15 protein-coding genes are annotated in these 15,623 nt (G+C 32.4%); 7 read left to right on the forward strand and 8 right to left on the reverse strand.

Annotated elements, in window-relative coordinates:
• Positions 1-20 precede the first annotated feature (20 nt).
• From NYQ10_RS11550 to NYQ10_RS11560, 3 genes are read left to right on the forward strand one after another with little or no spacing between them, the layout of a single operon-like run.
• Positions 21-1,634, forward strand: a complete 1,614-nt coding sequence (locus tag NYQ10_RS11550; protein WP_289876479.1) for a S8 family serine peptidase — start codon at positions 21-23, stop codon at positions 1,632-1,634.
• A gap of 8 nt (positions 1,635-1,642) precedes the next feature.
• The gene (locus tag NYQ10_RS11555) at positions 1,643-2,587 is read left to right on the forward strand and encodes an NAD(P)H-dependent flavin oxidoreductase (protein WP_289876480.1); all 945 of its coding nucleotides are present in this window, start codon (positions 1,643-1,645) and stop codon (positions 2,585-2,587) included.
• 19 nt (positions 2,588-2,606) lie between these two features.
• Positions 2,607-3,017, forward strand: a complete 411-nt coding sequence (locus NYQ10_RS11560) for a hypothetical protein (RefSeq protein WP_289876481.1) — start codon at positions 2,607-2,609, stop codon at positions 3,015-3,017.
• A gap of 157 nt (positions 3,018-3,174) precedes the next feature.
• On the opposite strand, the gene NYQ10_RS11565 is transcribed toward NYQ10_RS11560, so the two are convergent.
• A complete protein-coding gene (locus NYQ10_RS11565) occupies positions 3,175-3,612 on the reverse strand; it encodes a DUF4268 domain-containing protein (protein ID WP_289876482.1) in 438 nt (145 codons plus the stop codon).
• 91 nt (positions 3,613-3,703) lie between these two features.
• Between NYQ10_RS11565 and NYQ10_RS11570 the strand changes: the two genes are divergently transcribed.
• Positions 3,704-4,357, forward strand: a complete 654-nt coding sequence (locus tag NYQ10_RS11570; protein WP_289876483.1) for an NUDIX hydrolase — start codon at positions 3,704-3,706, stop codon at positions 4,355-4,357.
• 123 nt (positions 4,358-4,480) lie between these two features.
• Positions 4,481-5,290, forward strand: coding sequence for a lysophospholipid acyltransferase family protein (locus tag NYQ10_RS11575; protein ID WP_289876485.1), 810 nt, complete (start codon positions 4,481-4,483; stop codon positions 5,288-5,290).
• Positions 5,291-5,386: 96 nt separating this feature from the next.
• On the opposite strand, the gene NYQ10_RS11580 is transcribed toward NYQ10_RS11575, so the two are convergent.
• The 3 genes from NYQ10_RS11580 to NYQ10_RS11590 are packed head-to-tail and all read right to left on the reverse strand — an operon-like array spanning position 5,387 to position 7,626.
• On the reverse strand, positions 5,387-6,019 hold the full coding sequence (locus NYQ10_RS11580; RefSeq protein ID WP_289876486.1) for a hypothetical protein: 633 nt from the start codon (positions 6,017-6,019) through the stop codon (positions 5,387-5,389).
• A gap of 8 nt (positions 6,020-6,027) precedes the next feature.
• Positions 6,028-6,522: an RNA polymerase sigma factor gene (locus tag NYQ10_RS11585; protein ID WP_008462500.1), complete on the reverse strand. Its 495-nt coding sequence runs from the start codon at positions 6,520-6,522 to the stop codon at positions 6,028-6,030.
• A gap of 42 nt (positions 6,523-6,564) precedes the next feature.
• Positions 6,565-7,626, reverse strand: a complete 1,062-nt coding sequence (locus NYQ10_RS11590) for a DUF3810 domain-containing protein (RefSeq protein ID WP_289876487.1) — start codon at positions 7,624-7,626, stop codon at positions 6,565-6,567.
• 353 nt (positions 7,627-7,979) lie between these two features.
• Between NYQ10_RS11590 and NYQ10_RS11595 the strand changes: the two genes are divergently transcribed.
• Positions 7,980-9,440: an aminoacyl-histidine dipeptidase gene (locus NYQ10_RS11595; RefSeq protein WP_289876488.1), complete on the forward strand. Its 1,461-nt coding sequence runs from the start codon at positions 7,980-7,982 to the stop codon at positions 9,438-9,440.
• A gap of 116 nt (positions 9,441-9,556) precedes the next feature.
• On the opposite strand, the gene NYQ10_RS11600 is transcribed toward NYQ10_RS11595, so the two are convergent.
• The 3 genes from NYQ10_RS11600 to NYQ10_RS11610 form a co-directional block, all read right to left on the reverse strand.
• The gene (locus NYQ10_RS11600; RefSeq protein ID WP_276174414.1) at positions 9,557-10,330 is read right to left on the reverse strand and encodes a carboxypeptidase-like regulatory domain-containing protein; all 774 of its coding nucleotides are present in this window, start codon (positions 10,328-10,330) and stop codon (positions 9,557-9,559) included.
• 239 nt (positions 10,331-10,569) lie between these two features.
• Positions 10,570-12,489: a DEAD/DEAH box helicase gene (locus NYQ10_RS11605; protein ID WP_289876489.1), complete on the reverse strand. Its 1,920-nt coding sequence runs from the start codon at positions 12,487-12,489 to the stop codon at positions 10,570-10,572.
• Between the two features lie 203 nt (positions 12,490-12,692).
• Positions 12,693-13,271, reverse strand: coding sequence for a non-canonical purine NTP diphosphatase (locus tag NYQ10_RS11610; protein ID WP_289876490.1), 579 nt, complete (start codon positions 13,269-13,271; stop codon positions 12,693-12,695).
• A 76-nt stretch (positions 13,272-13,347) separates the two neighbouring features.
• Between NYQ10_RS11610 and NYQ10_RS11615 the strand changes: the two genes are divergently transcribed.
• Positions 13,348-15,126, forward strand: coding sequence for an ABC transporter ATP-binding protein (locus tag NYQ10_RS11615; RefSeq protein WP_289876491.1), 1,779 nt, complete (start codon positions 13,348-13,350; stop codon positions 15,124-15,126).
• On the opposite strand, the gene NYQ10_RS11620 is transcribed toward NYQ10_RS11615, so the two are convergent.
• Positions 15,107-15,490: a DUF2809 domain-containing protein gene (locus tag NYQ10_RS11620; protein ID WP_289876492.1), complete on the reverse strand. Its 384-nt coding sequence runs from the start codon at positions 15,488-15,490 to the stop codon at positions 15,107-15,109. The genes NYQ10_RS11615 and NYQ10_RS11620 overlap by 20 nt on opposite strands.
• Positions 15,491-15,623 lie beyond the last annotated feature (133 nt).

Genomic DNA, 15,623 nt, shown 5'->3' on the forward strand with positions numbered 1-15,623 from the left:
AATTCCTAAAACGGTATAATATGAAATATAACTTTACTTTTTTTTTAGTACTTCTTTCGTTTACAGTATTCGGGCAAGAAGAAGCTTGGGTTTATTTTAATGCTAAACCTAATGCTCAGGCTTTTTTTGCTAATCCATTAACAGAACTTTCTCAGAAAGCTTTAGATCGAAGAACCAATCAGAATATAGCATTAGATATTACAGATGCGCCTTTAGAAACTTCCTATGTGAACCAAATTACGGCGAGCACTGGTATAACAGTTATGGCTCAGTCTAAATGGCTTAACGCGCTTCATATTCGTGGTTCGCAGGCAAATGTTAATGCTTTGAAAACTTTGGCTTTCGTACAAAAAGTAGAATTTGCAGATAAAACTTTAAATATTACAGGGAAAAAAGTTTCTCAAAATCAGACCAATAAAACTAAGAATAAATTAGAAACAACAATTGATTACGCTTACGGTAGTTCTGCAAATCAAATTCAGATGTTGAACGGACAAGTTTTGCATCAGCAGAATTATACTGGAGAAGGAAAAATTATAGCAGTTTTTGATGCAGGTTTTCCAGGTGTGAATACAGCACAACCATTTGAAAGCCTTAGAAACAACAATAAAATTTTGGGTGGTTACGATTATACCGAAAGAAATGCTAATTTTTATACAGGCGGTACCCACGGTACATTGGTCCTTTCTACAATGGGCGGTTATAAAGAAAATTCTTTAATAGGAACTGCTCCAAATGCATCTTATTATCTTTTTATTACAGAAATAGAAAAAAATAACATCGAGAATCCGTTGGAAGAATCACTTTGGGTTGAAGCCGCAGAGAAAGCTGATGCTTTGGGAGTTGATATTATTACAACCTCTTTAGGTTATTTTGGAGATCGTAACGAATCGAGATATAATCATACTTATAGCGACATGAACGGAATCACGACTTTTATTTCTCGTGGCGCAGAGATTGCTTTTAGCAAAGGAATTTTAGTTTTTGCATCAGCAGGAAATGAAGGAACTCAGATAGAAAATCATATTGGTTCTCCAGCGGATGCAGTTTCTGTTTTGGCAGTTGGTTCTGTTACGGCAACTAAAACAAGGTCTAGTTTTAGTTCAATTGGACCAAGTTACGATGGCAGAATAAAACCAGATATTATGGCGCAAGGAACAGCTGCGGTCGTTTCTAGTGTAAATGGAACTATTGGCACAGCAAACGGAACATCTTTTTCATGTCCGATTATGGCGGGAATGGCAGCTTCTTTATGGCAAGCTTTTCCGACGAAAACCAATAAAGAAATCAGACAGATGATTTTAGCTTCTTCTGATCGATTTACGACGCCAGATAATAATTATGGTTATGGAATTCCGAATTTTGGATCAACTTTGAGTATAGATAATTTTATTGCAGAAACGGCTTTTTCAGTTTATCCGAATCCTGTAAAGAATACAGTTACTTTTTCTTTTTTAAATCAAAATAATACGGCTTCGGTTACTATTTATTCTGTGTTAGGACAAAAGTTAATTGAAGAAAAAATTAATACTTCCAATCCAGTTCTCTCACTTCAATCTTTACAAAGTGGACTTTACTTTTATAGTTTTGATACTGAAAATCTGCATAAGACTGGGAAAATCATCAAGCAATAATTTTTTTAATGAATAAAATCACCAAACTTTTTAATATAAAATATCCAATCATCCAAGGCGGAATGATTTGGAACAGTGGTTATAAATTGGCTTCGGCAGTAAGTAATGCTGGAGGTTTAGGACTTATTGGTGCAGGTTCGATGTATCCAGAAGTTTTACGAGAGCATATTCAGAAATGCAAAAAAGCTACCGATAAACCATTTGGGGTTAATATTCCGATGTTATATCCGAATATTGAAGAAATCATGAATATTGTGGTTGAAGAAGGCGTGAAAATTGTTTTTACTTCGGCTGGAAATCCTAAAACGTGGACTTCATTTTTAAAAGAAAAAGGAATTACAGTTGTTCACGTTGTAAGTAGCAGTGTTTTTGCTTTAAAAGCGCAAGATGCTGGTGTTGATGCCGTCGTGGCGGAAGGTTTTGAAGCAGGCGGACATAATGGACGTGAAGAAACTACAACTTTGACTTTAATTCCGATGGTGAAAGAAAAAATCCAGATTCCGTTAATTGCAGCTGGAGGAATTGCAACAGGAAGAGGAATGTTGGCGGCAATGATTTTAGGAGCAGATGGTGTTCAGGTCGGAAGTCGTTTTGCGGCATCGATAGAATCTTCTGCACACAATAATTTTAAAGAAACGATAGTTAATACTACAGAAGGCGGTACACAATTGACTCTGAAAGAATTAGCACCAGTTAGATTGATAAAAAATAAATTTTATCATGATGTTCAAGATTTGTATCAAAAATGTCCTTCTAAAGAAGAATTAGTCCAGCTTTTAGGACGTGCGAGAGCTAAAAAAGGAATGTTTGAAGGAGATTTGGAAGAAGGAGAATTAGAAATAGGGCAAGTAGCAGGTCTGATTCACGAGATTTTATCAGTAGAGCAAATTATTCAACAAATGATTGCCGAATTTGAAGTCGCATGCAAAGAAAAGACTACTTTTGAGTTTTAATTATCCGCAAGAAATATTTATGAATTCTTTACGCACCTATATATTTTTACTTTTTTTAGCCTTCGGTTTTCAACACTTGCAAGGTCAGACGTATCATTTTAAAACTTCTGGTTTTAGCGTTTTAGAAAAAAATGAAAGAGGAAAATGGGGAGAATGGTCCAATCTGGACTTAGTAAATCTTTCGGTAGTTTTAGATACTAACAAACATAGAATTGTAGTTTATTCTCAAGAAATTCAGCTCTTTAATATTTTAGATTATATAGAAAGAGAAGAAAATGATACTGATATTACGTATTCTTTTATGTGTAAAGATAATGACGGAAGAGAATGTAAATTATCGATTATTACACGTAAAAAGCAAGATTACCGCAAACAGCTTTACATCAACTACGACGATCATATTATTGTTTATAATATTTTTACTGTTTAAAATAAGGTTCTAAGGTACTGAGGTTTTAAGTTGCTAAGGTTTTGGATAATTAAGTATTTCAGACTAAAATAAAAATAACAAACCCGACAGATTTAAAAAATCTGTCGGGTTTTCTATATAAAATCTCAGAACCTTAGAACCTCAGTATCTTAGAAGCTTACACCTCAATATCCTTAATAAACTCATCATATTCTAAATAGAACATTTCTAGTGCATGCATTTTTTCGTTGAAGAAATCAAAAATAGCATCCCAGTTATTTTTGTTACTGAAGCCAACTCCAGTTTTTTCAACCCAAATTCTGCTAATTGTTTTATCGCTTTCGAGAGTATAATTTTTTTCAAAAACCAAATCTTTAATGAATTCTTCTTCCAGAATACTTTTCAAAGCTTCTAATTTTTCAAAATAAGCATTTCTTTTCTCGTCGCTTCGATGTTCAATATCAATTAAAACTTGTGCTTTTTTATTATCCACAAAAAATTTAAAAGAGAAGTCTTTTATTTTAGTATCATAAAGTACCCATTTGCGAGGATATTTTTCGGCAAAAGCTACCCAAAATTCTCTTTTTATTCTTTGTGATTCTTCTCTGCTGTACATTTTTTAGGCTTTAATTTTAGAAAACTTGCGGTACTGCGTTTTCTGGAGTATATTTATGTTTTATTTGAAAGTACAAAAATAAGCTTTGATTATGAATTTTCAAGACTTTTTGAAATATGTTCCCAATATAATTCCGATTGAATTGCCAGCAGTAGAATCACATCTAAAAATGGCGCCAAAAGAACGTATAGAAGGCTTAAAAAATCTTGATCTTGAAGCATTAAATGCAAGAATGGCAGGAGTAATGATGTTGTTTTATCCTAAGCAAGAAAAAACACATCTGGTTTTGATTGTTAGAAATACATACGAAGGAGTTCATTCTGCTCAAATTGCATTTCCTGGAGGAAAGTTTGAGAAAAGTGATTTTAATTTTGAAAATACAGCTTTAAGAGAAACACATGAAGAAATTGGAATTGAAAGCGAGAAGATAGAAATTATTAAAAAATTTTCTCCAATGTATATTCCGCCGAGTAATTTTTTAGTGCATCCTTTTTTGGGAATTGCAAAAGAAGAACTGTCTTTTTATCCAGATATTAGAGAAGTTGCAGGAATTATTGAATTGCCTTTATCAGTTTTTCTAAATGACGAAATTATTATCGAAGCCAGATTATCAACTTCTTATGGAGCAAATATTTTAGTTCCGGCATTTAATATTCAAAATCACGTGGTTTGGGGAGCAACAGCAATGATTTTGAGTGAATTGAGAGATGTTTTAAGAACAACTTTTGAAAATCAGATGGATTGATGTTAATTTAACAATTTGATATTCATTTGAATAGATGTTAATGCGAGAAAATTTTATAAACTGTTGCTGATAGAATAATTTTTGTATGTTTGCGACCTAACATAAAAATAAGATAAATTAGTTATGGGATTGTTTAAACGAAATCCTTTTGGGCATATATTATTCATCAAGAAATGGTTGATCCGTATTTTGGGAGCCATGACGCATAGAAGATATAGAGGTTTTAATGAATTGCAGATTGAAGGATCTGAAATTATTAAAGAGCTTCCAGATACTAATGTCTTATTTATATCAAATCACCAAACTTATTTTGCAGACGTTGTAGCGATGTTTCATGTGTTTAACGCAAGTTTATCAGGGCGTGAAGACAATATAAAGAATATCGGTTATTTGTGGCAGCCAAAAATGAATATTTATTATGTTGCGGCCAAAGAAACAATGCAGGCTGGTTTATTACCAAGAATTTTAGCTTACGTTGGAGCAATTACGGTAGAAAGAACTTGGCGTGCAAAAGGCGTAGACGTAACAGAGAAACGTGAGGTAAACCCAAATGATACTGAAAATATTAAAATTGCTCTTGCAGATGGCTGGGTAATTACTTTTCCGCAAGGAACTACAAAATCATTCAAACCTGTTCGTAAAGGAACTGCACATATTATCAAACAACATAAGCCAATCGTAATTCCGATTGTTATTGATGGTTTCCGCCGTTCTTTTGATAAAAAGGGACTTAGAATGAAGAAAAAAGGAATTCTACAATCTTTCATCATCAAAGAACCTCTAGATATTGATTATGAAAACGATACAATTGATGAAATTGTAGAAAAAGTAGAATACGCAATCGAACAACATCCATCTTTCTTAAAAGTTATTCCTGCTGAAGAAATTAAAGCACAAGAAGAACTTAATAAGTTAAGACAATGGGATTACTAGGAATTTTAGATTCTGATTTTAGATTTTTTTGTTTCAAGTTTCAGGTTTCAAGTTTAAAAACTTTGTCCCTTTGTTACTCTGAACCTTTGTAACTTATTAAAAGTCTATCTTCTTCAATTCCTTATAATTCGCATATAATCTGCGTAAAAGTGTTCCGTAAATTACTCTGTAGAAACACCAGAATAATCCAAAGAAACCTAATATTACTAGAATTAATATACCTATTGTAACAAACATTGCTTTACCATTTACGGCTAATTTTTCTCTAAGGAATTCCATATCTGGGTTGTATAGAAATGCAATAAAGAAGCTTAAAATAGATATTATTACAATCATTCCTAGATTATACCAAACGTAATATTGAACAGTTTTACGGGTCTTTAAAATGGCACTCATCAATGATTTTGTGGCAATCGTAGTCGAAATTGTTCTGTAATTTTTGTAGAAAATGTACACAAAAATTAGCACCACTATATAATTAAAATAAGTTATAAACTCTAGAGCTGTAATAATTTCAGGATGGTTCATTTTTCGCAATACATCGTCTGTATTGATAAATAAATTCGAAAAAGTCCAAAAAGAAATTTCCAAAATACTGATAATTAAAATCCATTTTACAATAGAAGATGACTTTTTATGGATCATCTTATAGATTTCGCTTTCAGAAATTTGTTGAAAAGAACTCGAGTTCTTTTGCCAGTCTTTTTTTAGTAAATCCAGTTCTTTCATAATAATTTTTAAGGATTTAGTATTTTTTTAAGTTTCCCCTTAATTCTGTTCATTTTCACGCGCGCATTCACTTCGCTGATCCCTAAGGTTTCAGCTATTTCTTGATAATCTTTGTCTTCTAAATACATAAAAACTAATGCTTTTTCAATGTCATTCAATTGATAAACTGCTTTGTACATCAGTTTAATTTGTTCCTCTTCTTCATAATTGTAGTCAACATCTTTTACAAAATGCTGATGGTTTTCATAATCTACGGTAGAAATAGTTCTTTTGGTTTTTCGGTATAGTGTAATTGCAGTATTTAACGCAACACGATAGGTCCATGTTGAAAATTTACTGTCACCTCTAAATTTTGGGTAAGCTTTCCAAAGCTGAATGGTAATCTCTTGAAACAGATCTTTATGAGCGTCTTCGCCAGCAGTATATAATCTACAAATCTTGTGGATTATATTCTGATTTGCCTGCAATTGCGCAACAAAAGACTGTTCTAGATTTTCACTCATATTTGTATTAGTAGTTGTGAAATGATTTTTGTTACAGTTAATTCAAATTTTTCTTGTTTTATAATAATTAATCATCAAATCAATAAATTTACTGTAACTGTCCATTCCGTCTTTTTGATTGTTAGTTTTTAAAAAATTATCCCATAGAAAATGAAAACCTTCATCAATGAAAGTGTCGTATTTTTTCCAGAAATCTTGGCTTTCCTGATAATTTTTTAAAATTCCAATATTAACTTTTTTCTTTAAATGCTTAAAAATGTTCTCATTTTTATATTGCCAAATTCCCAAACAATATCGAAGAGCAAAGCTATATCCAGAATATTGATAATATAAATTTTCGTTTTTAACCGAAGCCAAAACACCAATAAAATTGCATTCATTTTCGCTTGCAAATCCTATTTGGTGTGCCATTTCATGTGAAGTGGTCAGCGGAAAGTTATACATTGGTAATAAATCGTTAATTTGGGCTTCGTTTGTAAAAGGATTAAGATAACCGCCAAATCCCATATAAGTTAGAGGAACACTAAATAAAGATTTTTTTACGCTTAGTGTTTTGTATTTAAAATAGGGATGCTCTTTTGCTAAATTGTCATAACCGTTTAAAATCATTTCAAAAGATTCTTTTTGAGAATAAGGAAAGACAACTTTTGAACTTTTGTTTTTAGTAATTTGATACTGAATTTCGTTAGTTTTTGCAATAAGTCTTAAAGTAAAATTTAAAAGATCAGCATCGGAATATTCTCTTTTGATTTCCATTTTTTCAAAAAGAGGTTCGCGATAATAATTAAAAGCCCACAGTAGATGAAAGAAAAAGTAAAAAACAGAAATTTTACTTAATATGGTTAAAATATGGTCTTTCCAATCTGTTCTCCAAGTTTTTCGGATTTTCCAAAACCAGCCAATTATTGCTAAAATAAGAAAGGCATAAATGCAATCTCCAAGCGAAAAAGGAATTTTACCAAGACCGATTCTTAAAAAATGAGAAATTCTACGAAATATATTATTGCTGTAAAAACCTTCTACATAATCTGGAAAATATCGAAGGATTCTTAAAAAGATAATCTGAACTAAAAGAAATATAGGGAGAATATATTTTGATTTCACGGTTTTGGTTTTTTATAAAAATAATAATTATAAAGAAGTTTACTTAATTTTTCTTAGAAAATTATCATTCATAAAAAGAATAGTAGACAGAATGATTAATTTATGTTCCATTAGGAACATTTCGTTGGTAGAAAAAATAATTCAAATAAGTTCAAGCGTTCCTATCGGAACGCCTCATTGATGTTTGCAGTTTTTATTATTACCAACCAAATGTCACTACGTGACAACAATAATCAATTGATTTTTTATTTTTAGCCATATATTTTATGCTAATTCGTGCAATTTGTATTCAAAAAAGCATTTAAACTTTGTAACTTTGAGGCTCTTAATTGTTAAACATCAAACAAAATATAATGAGTCAAGAAGTAAGAAATCTGGAGCCAAAAGCACTTTGGAATAAATTTGCAGATTTAAACGAAGTTCCGCGTCCATCAAAGAAAGAAGAGCGTGTAATTGAGTTTATGAAAAACTTTGGGAACAGCTTAGGTTTAGAAACTTTCGAAGATGAAATTCGAAATGTAATTATCAGAAAACCTGCAACTCCAGGAATGGAAAATCGCAAATCAATCGTAATGCAAGGGCATCTTGATATGGTGCACCAAAAAAATGCAGACACCGTTTTTGATTTCGATACACAAGGAATTGATATGTATGTAGATGGTGACTGGGTTCGCGCGCGCGGCACAACGCTTGGAGCTGATAATGGGTTAGGAGTAGCAACCATAATGGCTGTTTTAGAAAGTAAAGATATTCCGCACCCTGCAATCGAGGCTTTATTTACAATTGATGAAGAAACGGGAATGACTGGGGCTTTAAATCTTAAAGGTGGTATTCTACAAGGTCAGATTTTATTGAATTTAGATACAGAAGAAGACGATGAAATTGATATTGGATGTGCGGGAGGAATTGATGTAACAGCAACAAGAACCTATCACGAAGAAGAAGTTCCGGAAGGATCTGTTGGTTATACAATTACAGTAAAAGGATTAAATGGAGGTCATTCCGGAATGGATATTCATAAAGGATTAGGAAATGCTAATAAAATTATGAATCGTTTGTTGTTTGACGCATTTGAAAACTTTGGTTTGCAGATTGTTGAAATTAACGGAGGAAGTCTTAGAAATGCAATTCCAAGAGAAAGCGTTGCGAAAGTAATTATTTCTCAGATGTTTGATGAAGCATATGTGTATGATATGCAGGAAATTATTTCTGATATCAAAGCAGAATACAAAACAACTGAACCAAACTTATCTATTGAAATCGTAAAAGGAGATTTACCAGAAAAAGTAATGGATTTAGGAGTTCAGGAAGGAATTATCAGAGCAATTTACGCAGCTCAAAATGGAGTTTATAAAATGAGTGCTGATATGGCTGATTTAGTTGAAACTTCAAATAATATTGCTCGTGTTGTTATAAAAGACGGAGAAATTTTGGTTGGATGTTTAACGCGTTCTTCTGTTGAATCTTCAAAATTTGATTTAGCGAATTCATTACGTTCGGCTTTTGAATTGGTTGGATGTGAAGTGGAACTTTCGGGTTCTTATCCAGGATGGACACCAAATGTAAACTCTGAAATTTTAGAAGTTTTAAAAGATATTTACGAAAAACAAAATGGTGAGCAACCAAAAGTTGTAGCTTGTCACGCAGGTTTGGAATGTGGGATTTTAGGAACTAATTACCCAGATATGGATATGATCTCTTTTGGACCAACTATTCACGGAGCGCACTCTCCAGATGAAAGAGCGAGTATTTCTTCGGCTCAGAAATATTGGAAATTTGTACTTGAGATCTTAGAAAATATTCCAGTTAAATAAAATAGTTTCCAGTCACAGTCACAGTTTTCAGTTCAATAAAACTGTAAACTGCGACCGAAAACTGCGACTAAAAAAAATCCCCAATTGAAAAATTGGGGATTTTTTTATGAAAAATATTAATTTCTTTTTAAGACTTTATACTGTTCGTAACACGCGCTAATTGCGTCCATAATCTGCAAGTCATTTGCTGTCTGAATGAAAGAATCAGAATAGTTGCATCTGTGCATAATTTCAGGAATTTCGTCTTTACTTATTCCTAATAAAACGGCAACTGTTTCGCGATCGTATTTAGATTCCAAAAGTGTTCTAACGGTATCGTCTTTTTTCATTTCCTTCAGTTTCTTCAGCTCTCGACCATTTTTACCAAAGAAATTATAAAGCATATCGGCGGGGTTAAAAATCGAACCAAGGACTTTTCCAAATGCATTTGGTGCATATTCTCCAGCTTCATAACCTTGTGTAAGGCCAGAAATGCTGTAACGGTAGTTTTCTTTTGTAGGAATTAATTTCGAGTCAATTTCGAGATATCCTGTTAAAGTAAAAGGAGCAATAATAACTTCTTCCAAGGCAATTGCTTTTTCAGTAAGCTGAATACGAGTAACTTTATTTTTTACCCAGTCATTTGTTACTCTGATTCTTAGCGATTGAAATCCTAAAATAGAAAAGTGAAGCGTATCATTGACTTGAACATCAATTTCAAAATATCCTTTTTCATCAGATTTTGCACCACGTACTTTATTGGTGTTGATGACATTTACGCCAGCAAGTGGCTGTTTGCTATTGTCATTAATAATATAACCTGAAACTCTTTGTGGAACCGTTGGCTGCGTGTCTTGCGCAAAACCAAAGTTGGCTAGTAGTGTAAAAAAGAAAACTGCGAAATATTTCATATCCTGATTTAAAGCACTAAAAGTAGTAAATCGGGATTAAATATCTCGCAGTCTTGGAATTTAATTATAAGAAAATTAACAAAGCCTTCAATATTGCTTTTTTGAGTTAATAAAATAGGATAGTGAATTGTTTTGGATTGCAAAACTTATTATGGAGAATAAAAAATCTTGAATAAAAAAAATCCCAAATTCCAAGTATGTCTGGAATTTGGGATTTTATATTTTAAGAAATTGAATTATTAATCTCTTCTAGATCTTCTTGGTCTTGAGTTATCACCAAAATTTTCTGAACGTCTTGGAGCTCTATCAGAACCTCCATTTTCGTTTCTTGGAGCAGAGCTTCTAAAACCACCTTCTCTTCTTGGAGCTGAATTTCTGTCGCTTCTAAAACCTCCATCACGAGATCCGCCTTCGCGTGAACCTCCGTCTCTTGAAGAATTTCTGTCGCTTCTGAATCCGCCTTCACGTCTTGGAGCAAAATTTCCTTCTCTTCTTCCAGAATCACGTCTTCCACCACGGTTGTTATGGTCACGTCTTCCACCGCCATCATTTTTAGAAATCTCCACATTAATACGACGACCTTCTAATTGTACGTTATTTAAAACGTCCATTACTTTGTCAGTATGCTGAGGATCAGTATTAAAGAAAGAGAATCCTTCTTTTACGTCAACTTTAAAGATATCATCACGACCTAAATCTAATGTTTCTTTTAAGTAATCTTTTAATGACATCCAATCAAAATTGTCTCTAGAACCAATGTTTACGAAATAACGAACTGCTCCGTTATTGTTGAATTCTCTTGGCTCAGAATCACCTCTTTCACGTCTGTCTGAAGATTGAGTAGAAATATCTCTATTCTTTTTGTAATAAGCAATGAAACGGTTAAATTCTACTGAAACCATTTTCTTAATCAATTCTTCTTTAGATAAATCTTCAAGAACATTGTTGATTGCTGGTAAATAGTTGTCAATTTCGTGATCAACCTCAGTGTCTTTAATTTTGTTTGCTAAGTGCAATAACTGAATTTCGCAGATTTCAATTCCAGAAGGAATCGTTTTTTCTTCGAATTTCTGTTTGATGATTCTCTCGATAGAAGAAATTTTACGTAATTCACTTTTTGTAACAATTACAATAGAAGTACCTAATTTTCCAGCTCTACCTGTACGTCCAGAACGGTGGTTGTACGTTTCAATTTCGTCAGGTAATTGGTAGTTAACAACGTGAGTTACGTTATCAACGTCAATACCACGTGCAGCAACGTCAGTAGCAACAAGCATCTGAATTTGTCTTCCACGGAACGATTTCATTACACCATCACGTTGCGCTTGAGATAAATCTCCGTGTAACGCAGCGGCACTATATCCATCTTCAATTAACTTCTCAGCGATAGCTTGAGTGTCTCTTTTTGTACGACAGAAAACTACAGAAAAAATGTCTGGATTAGCATCAGCTAAACGTTTTAAAGCTTCGTAACGGTCACGAGCATTAACTAAATAAAATTCGTGAGAAACTGTAGAAGAACCAGAGTTTTTAGCTCCTACAGTAATTTCTAGTGGTTCGCTCATGAATTGTTTTGCAATTCTAGCAACCTCTTGCGGCATAGTTGCAGAGAACAACCATGTACTTTTTTCGTCTGGAGTATCTGATAAAATAGATACGATATCATCATAGAATCCCATGTTTAACATTTCGTCAGCCTCATCAAGAATACAGTAATCTATATTTTTAATGTTAACTAAACCTCTGTTAATCATGTCTTGCATTCTTCCTGGAGTTGCCACAATAATTTGTGCACCTCTCTTTATTTCTCTTGCTTGTTCTGTTATACTAGCTCCTCCGTAAACTGCTACCACATTAATACCTTTTTCGTATTTAGAGTAGTTTTTAAGTTCGTTAGTAATCTGTAAACATAACTCGCGTGTTGGCGATAAAACTAATGCTTGTGTATTTCTGTTGTCGGCATCAATTTTTTGAATTAGCGGAAAACCGAAAGCTGCCGTTTTCCCTGTCCCTGTTTGAGCCAACGCAACCATATCCGTGTCTTTTTCCAATAATAGGGGAATCGCCTTTTCCTGTACCTCTGACGGATTTTCAAATCCTAGATCTAAAATCGCCTTCAGTAACGATTCATTCAATCCTAATTGTTCAAATTTATTCATATGTGTTTTAAAATAGGGTGCAAAATTACTGCTAATTATTCAGATAAACTAATGCAATTTTAAGAATTATATATTTATTAATATTTGATTATCAAAAAGTTACGGTTTTTCTAAAATATTTTTTTCGCCAAAAATGAGAAAATGCTTAAAAATCACGTCGTAAAATTTAAAATTTAACTATTAAAATGTTGTATTTTAAACAATTATTTTGTGGTACTCAGAAAATCAATTAGTTGCTTTACTGCTTTTCCGCGATGACCGATAGTGTTTTTAGTTTCTAAAGACAATTGGGCAAAGGTTTCGCTATAATTTTCTGGTTGAAAAATTGGATCATATCCAAAACCATTCGTTCCTGTTTTTTCTAATGTGATATTTCCTGAAGCAATTCCTGTAAATAAATATTGTTTTCCTTTTAGCTTTAAAGTAATAACAGTTTTAAATTGAGCGCTGCGATTTTTTTCGTTTTTTAAAGCATCAAGAAGTTTGTTCATATTATCATCAGCGTTTTTTTGTTCGCCTGCATATCTAGCAGAATAAACTCCAGGTTCGCCGTTTAGTGCAGAGACTTCCAAGCCTGTATCATCTGCAAAACAATCATAACCATACTTTTGAGTGACATAATCGGCTTTTAAAATCGCATTTCCTTCAATGGTATCTGCTGTTTCTGGAATATCTTCTAAACAATTAATGTCTTCTAAACTTAATATTTTAATGCTTTCTGGAAGCATGCTTTGGATTTCTGCAATTTTATTTTTGTTGTTTGAAGCGAAAACGAGTTCCATAGAATAATGTGTTTAAATGATTTCCAACACAAATTTAGAATTCTTATATTTGATAGAGCGTCAAAAATAAAATTAAATGCAATTATCCGTACTTTATAAAAAAATAATGCCATTTGTAAAGCCTTACAGAAAAATGGTAATTGCTACTTTGCTGCTAACATTTATTGGTTCATTTGCGGCACAAGTCAACGCTTTAATCTTAAAATATACTGTAGATACAATTAACAATCTAATGGTAGCACACGAACCGCTTTCTAAAGGATTTCATTTGCTCGGTATAATTAGTATTGTTTTGCTGACTAAAGAACTGGTTAATTCTGTTGTGCAATTTGGACAAAAATTTTATGGCGAAAAACTGCGTATTTTTATAACTCGCGATATTTCTCAAACCATTGTAGAAAAAATTCTTAGCTATAGAATGGAGTTTTATACTTCTGATGAAAATGAAAGCGGAAAGCTCCAAACTAGAATTGATGCCGGAATTAGTAGTTTAACACGATTGGTTCAGAACTTCTTTATTGATATATTTCCCTTATTTGCAAATGCTTTTGTAGCGCTAGTAATCATGTTTTATGCAAATGTATATGTAGGTTTAGTCAGTTTGTGTATTATTCCGATTTACTTTTACATCAGTCAGTTGCAAGCCACTAAATTGAGCGGATTTAGAAGAAGAATGCGAAATTATCGCGAAACAAAAAATAACGGAATCATAAGTTTAATAGAATCAATAACTGTTATTAAATCTTTTGTTCGTGAACCTTCAGAAGCAGATCGTCATCAGAAGATTCAGTTTGAAATGACTGAAAATCAATTGGCAACCAGAAAAACCAGTTTTATTTTTGAAAGCATTAAAAGTTTTGTCGAACAAATAGGAGTGGTTATTATCATTATTTTGACGGCGTATTTTGTATTGAATAATCAAATGACAATTGGAGCCATTATGTTTCATATTATGTTGTTTAATAACGTTTCGGCACCAATTCGACAATTGCATCGAATTTATGATGAGATAAATGATGCTTTGATTTATTCTGAAGGATTTTTTGATATTTTGGAATCTGATAATGAAATTGAAACCAGCGGCAATTATATTCCAGAGAAAATCGTTGGATTGATCGAAGTTAAAAATGTAGATTTTGTATATCCAAATGGCACAAAAGCACTTTCTGATATTAATTTTACAGTAAAACCAAACGAAACAACAGCTTTAGTTGGATTGAGTGGTGCCGGAAAAAGTACCATTATTAATCTTCTGGATAAATTTTATCTTCCATCTTCAGGGAAAATTTGTTTAGATGGAGTTGATTTAATGGATTATAACACCGATTTCCTTCGTAAAAACATCGGATTGGTTTTACAAAAGAATCATATTTTTAAAGGAACAATTGCTGAAAATATTTTGTATGGAAATCCAGAAGCTTCGCATTCAGAAGTTATAGAAGCGGCAAAACAAGCTTATATTCACGAACAAGTTATTCAACTCCCAAAAGGTTACGATTCTGATGCCCATTTGCTTTCTGGCGGACAACAACAGCGAATTGCAATTGCAAGACTTTTTCTGAAAAATCCGCCAATTATCTTTTTAGATGAACCAACGGCAAGTTTAGACGCGATTGCGACAGAGCAAATTAAAAAGTCGTTAGATGCCATTAAAAAAGACAGAACTGTGATTATAATTTCGCACAGTATTTCTCAAATTATAGACGCATCGAATATTGTTGTTTTAGAGAAAGGCAAATGTGTCGAAAAAGGAACACACGACGAATTATTTGATAATAAAGGTGCTTATTATCAAATTTTTATGGCAATGGCAAACAGTTTAAATATTGATAAAATTACGCAGACTTTCGATTGAAAATTTTTAAAGTGATTTTTTCTAGAATGAAAGCAGAAAAAACTCCAAAAGTGTAAGCTAGAATATCCGACCATAAAAATCCTTGTCCTAAAACATACCTTCCAAAAAGTGTTTTTCGAAGTTCAATCATCCATTCCTCTTCATATAATTGGAGAAATTCAATTGTGTAGCAAATTAGAAGAGAAAGCAAAAATATTGAAATTGCTTTTTTGAAGGGAAGAAATATTCGAACTAAAAAATAAATCATTACTGCGTAAAGAAAATCACCAATCCATAACGGAATAAATGAAAATTTTCTGGAAAGAATTCCTAGAAAAATGATAGATAGAAAAATTAAAGTATAATAGATTCTTGTTTTTTTCAAAATTTGTTATGGCTTAGTTTAAAGCAAATTTATTGTAAATATTGGTGATTCCTCTTTGTCAAAGTTCAAAACTTTGACAAAGATTCTTTTTAAATAAAACATAAGAAAAAACTTATTTTTTAATATTTTTGAA

Source organism: Flavobacterium johnsoniae (assembly GCF_030388325.1).
Taxonomy (GTDB): Bacteria; Bacteroidota; Bacteroidia; order Flavobacteriales; family Flavobacteriaceae; genus Flavobacterium; species Flavobacterium johnsoniae_C.

Bases quoted from the DNA above. Each gene is read 5' to 3' on its own strand.
- NYQ10_RS11550 (WP_289876479.1), top strand. From the start codon at position 21: ATGAAATATAACTTTACTTTTTTTTTAGTACTTCTTTCGTTTACAGTA.
- NYQ10_RS11555 (WP_289876480.1), top strand. From the start codon at position 1,643: ATGAATAAAATCACCAAACTTTTTAATATAAAATATCCAATCATCCAA.
- NYQ10_RS11560 (WP_289876481.1), top strand. From the start codon at position 2,607: ATGAATTCTTTACGCACCTATATATTTTTACTTTTTTTAGCCTTCGGT.
- NYQ10_RS11565 (WP_289876482.1), bottom strand. From the start codon at position 3,612: ATGTACAGCAGAGAAGAATCACAAAGAATAAAAAGAGAATTTTGGGTA.
- NYQ10_RS11570 (WP_289876483.1), top strand. From the start codon at position 3,704: ATGAATTTTCAAGACTTTTTGAAATATGTTCCCAATATAATTCCGATT.
- NYQ10_RS11575 (WP_289876485.1), top strand. From the start codon at position 4,481: ATGGGATTGTTTAAACGAAATCCTTTTGGGCATATATTATTCATCAAG.
- NYQ10_RS11580 (WP_289876486.1), bottom strand. From the start codon at position 6,019: ATGAAAGAACTGGATTTACTAAAAAAAGACTGGCAAAAGAACTCGAGT.
- NYQ10_RS11585 (WP_008462500.1), bottom strand. From the start codon at position 6,522: ATGAGTGAAAATCTAGAACAGTCTTTTGTTGCGCAATTGCAGGCAAAT.
- NYQ10_RS11595 (WP_289876488.1), top strand. From the start codon at position 7,980: ATGAGTCAAGAAGTAAGAAATCTGGAGCCAAAAGCACTTTGGAATAAA.
- NYQ10_RS11600 (WP_276174414.1), bottom strand. From the start codon at position 10,330: ATGAAATATTTCGCAGTTTTCTTTTTTACACTACTAGCCAACTTTGGT.
- NYQ10_RS11605 (WP_289876489.1), bottom strand. From the start codon at position 12,489: ATGAATAAATTTGAACAATTAGGATTGAATGAATCGTTACTGAAGGCG.
- NYQ10_RS11610 (WP_289876490.1), bottom strand. From the start codon at position 13,271: ATGGAACTCGTTTTCGCTTCAAACAACAAAAATAAAATTGCAGAAATC.
- NYQ10_RS11615 (WP_289876491.1), top strand. From the start codon at position 13,348: ATGCAATTATCCGTACTTTATAAAAAAATAATGCCATTTGTAAAGCCT.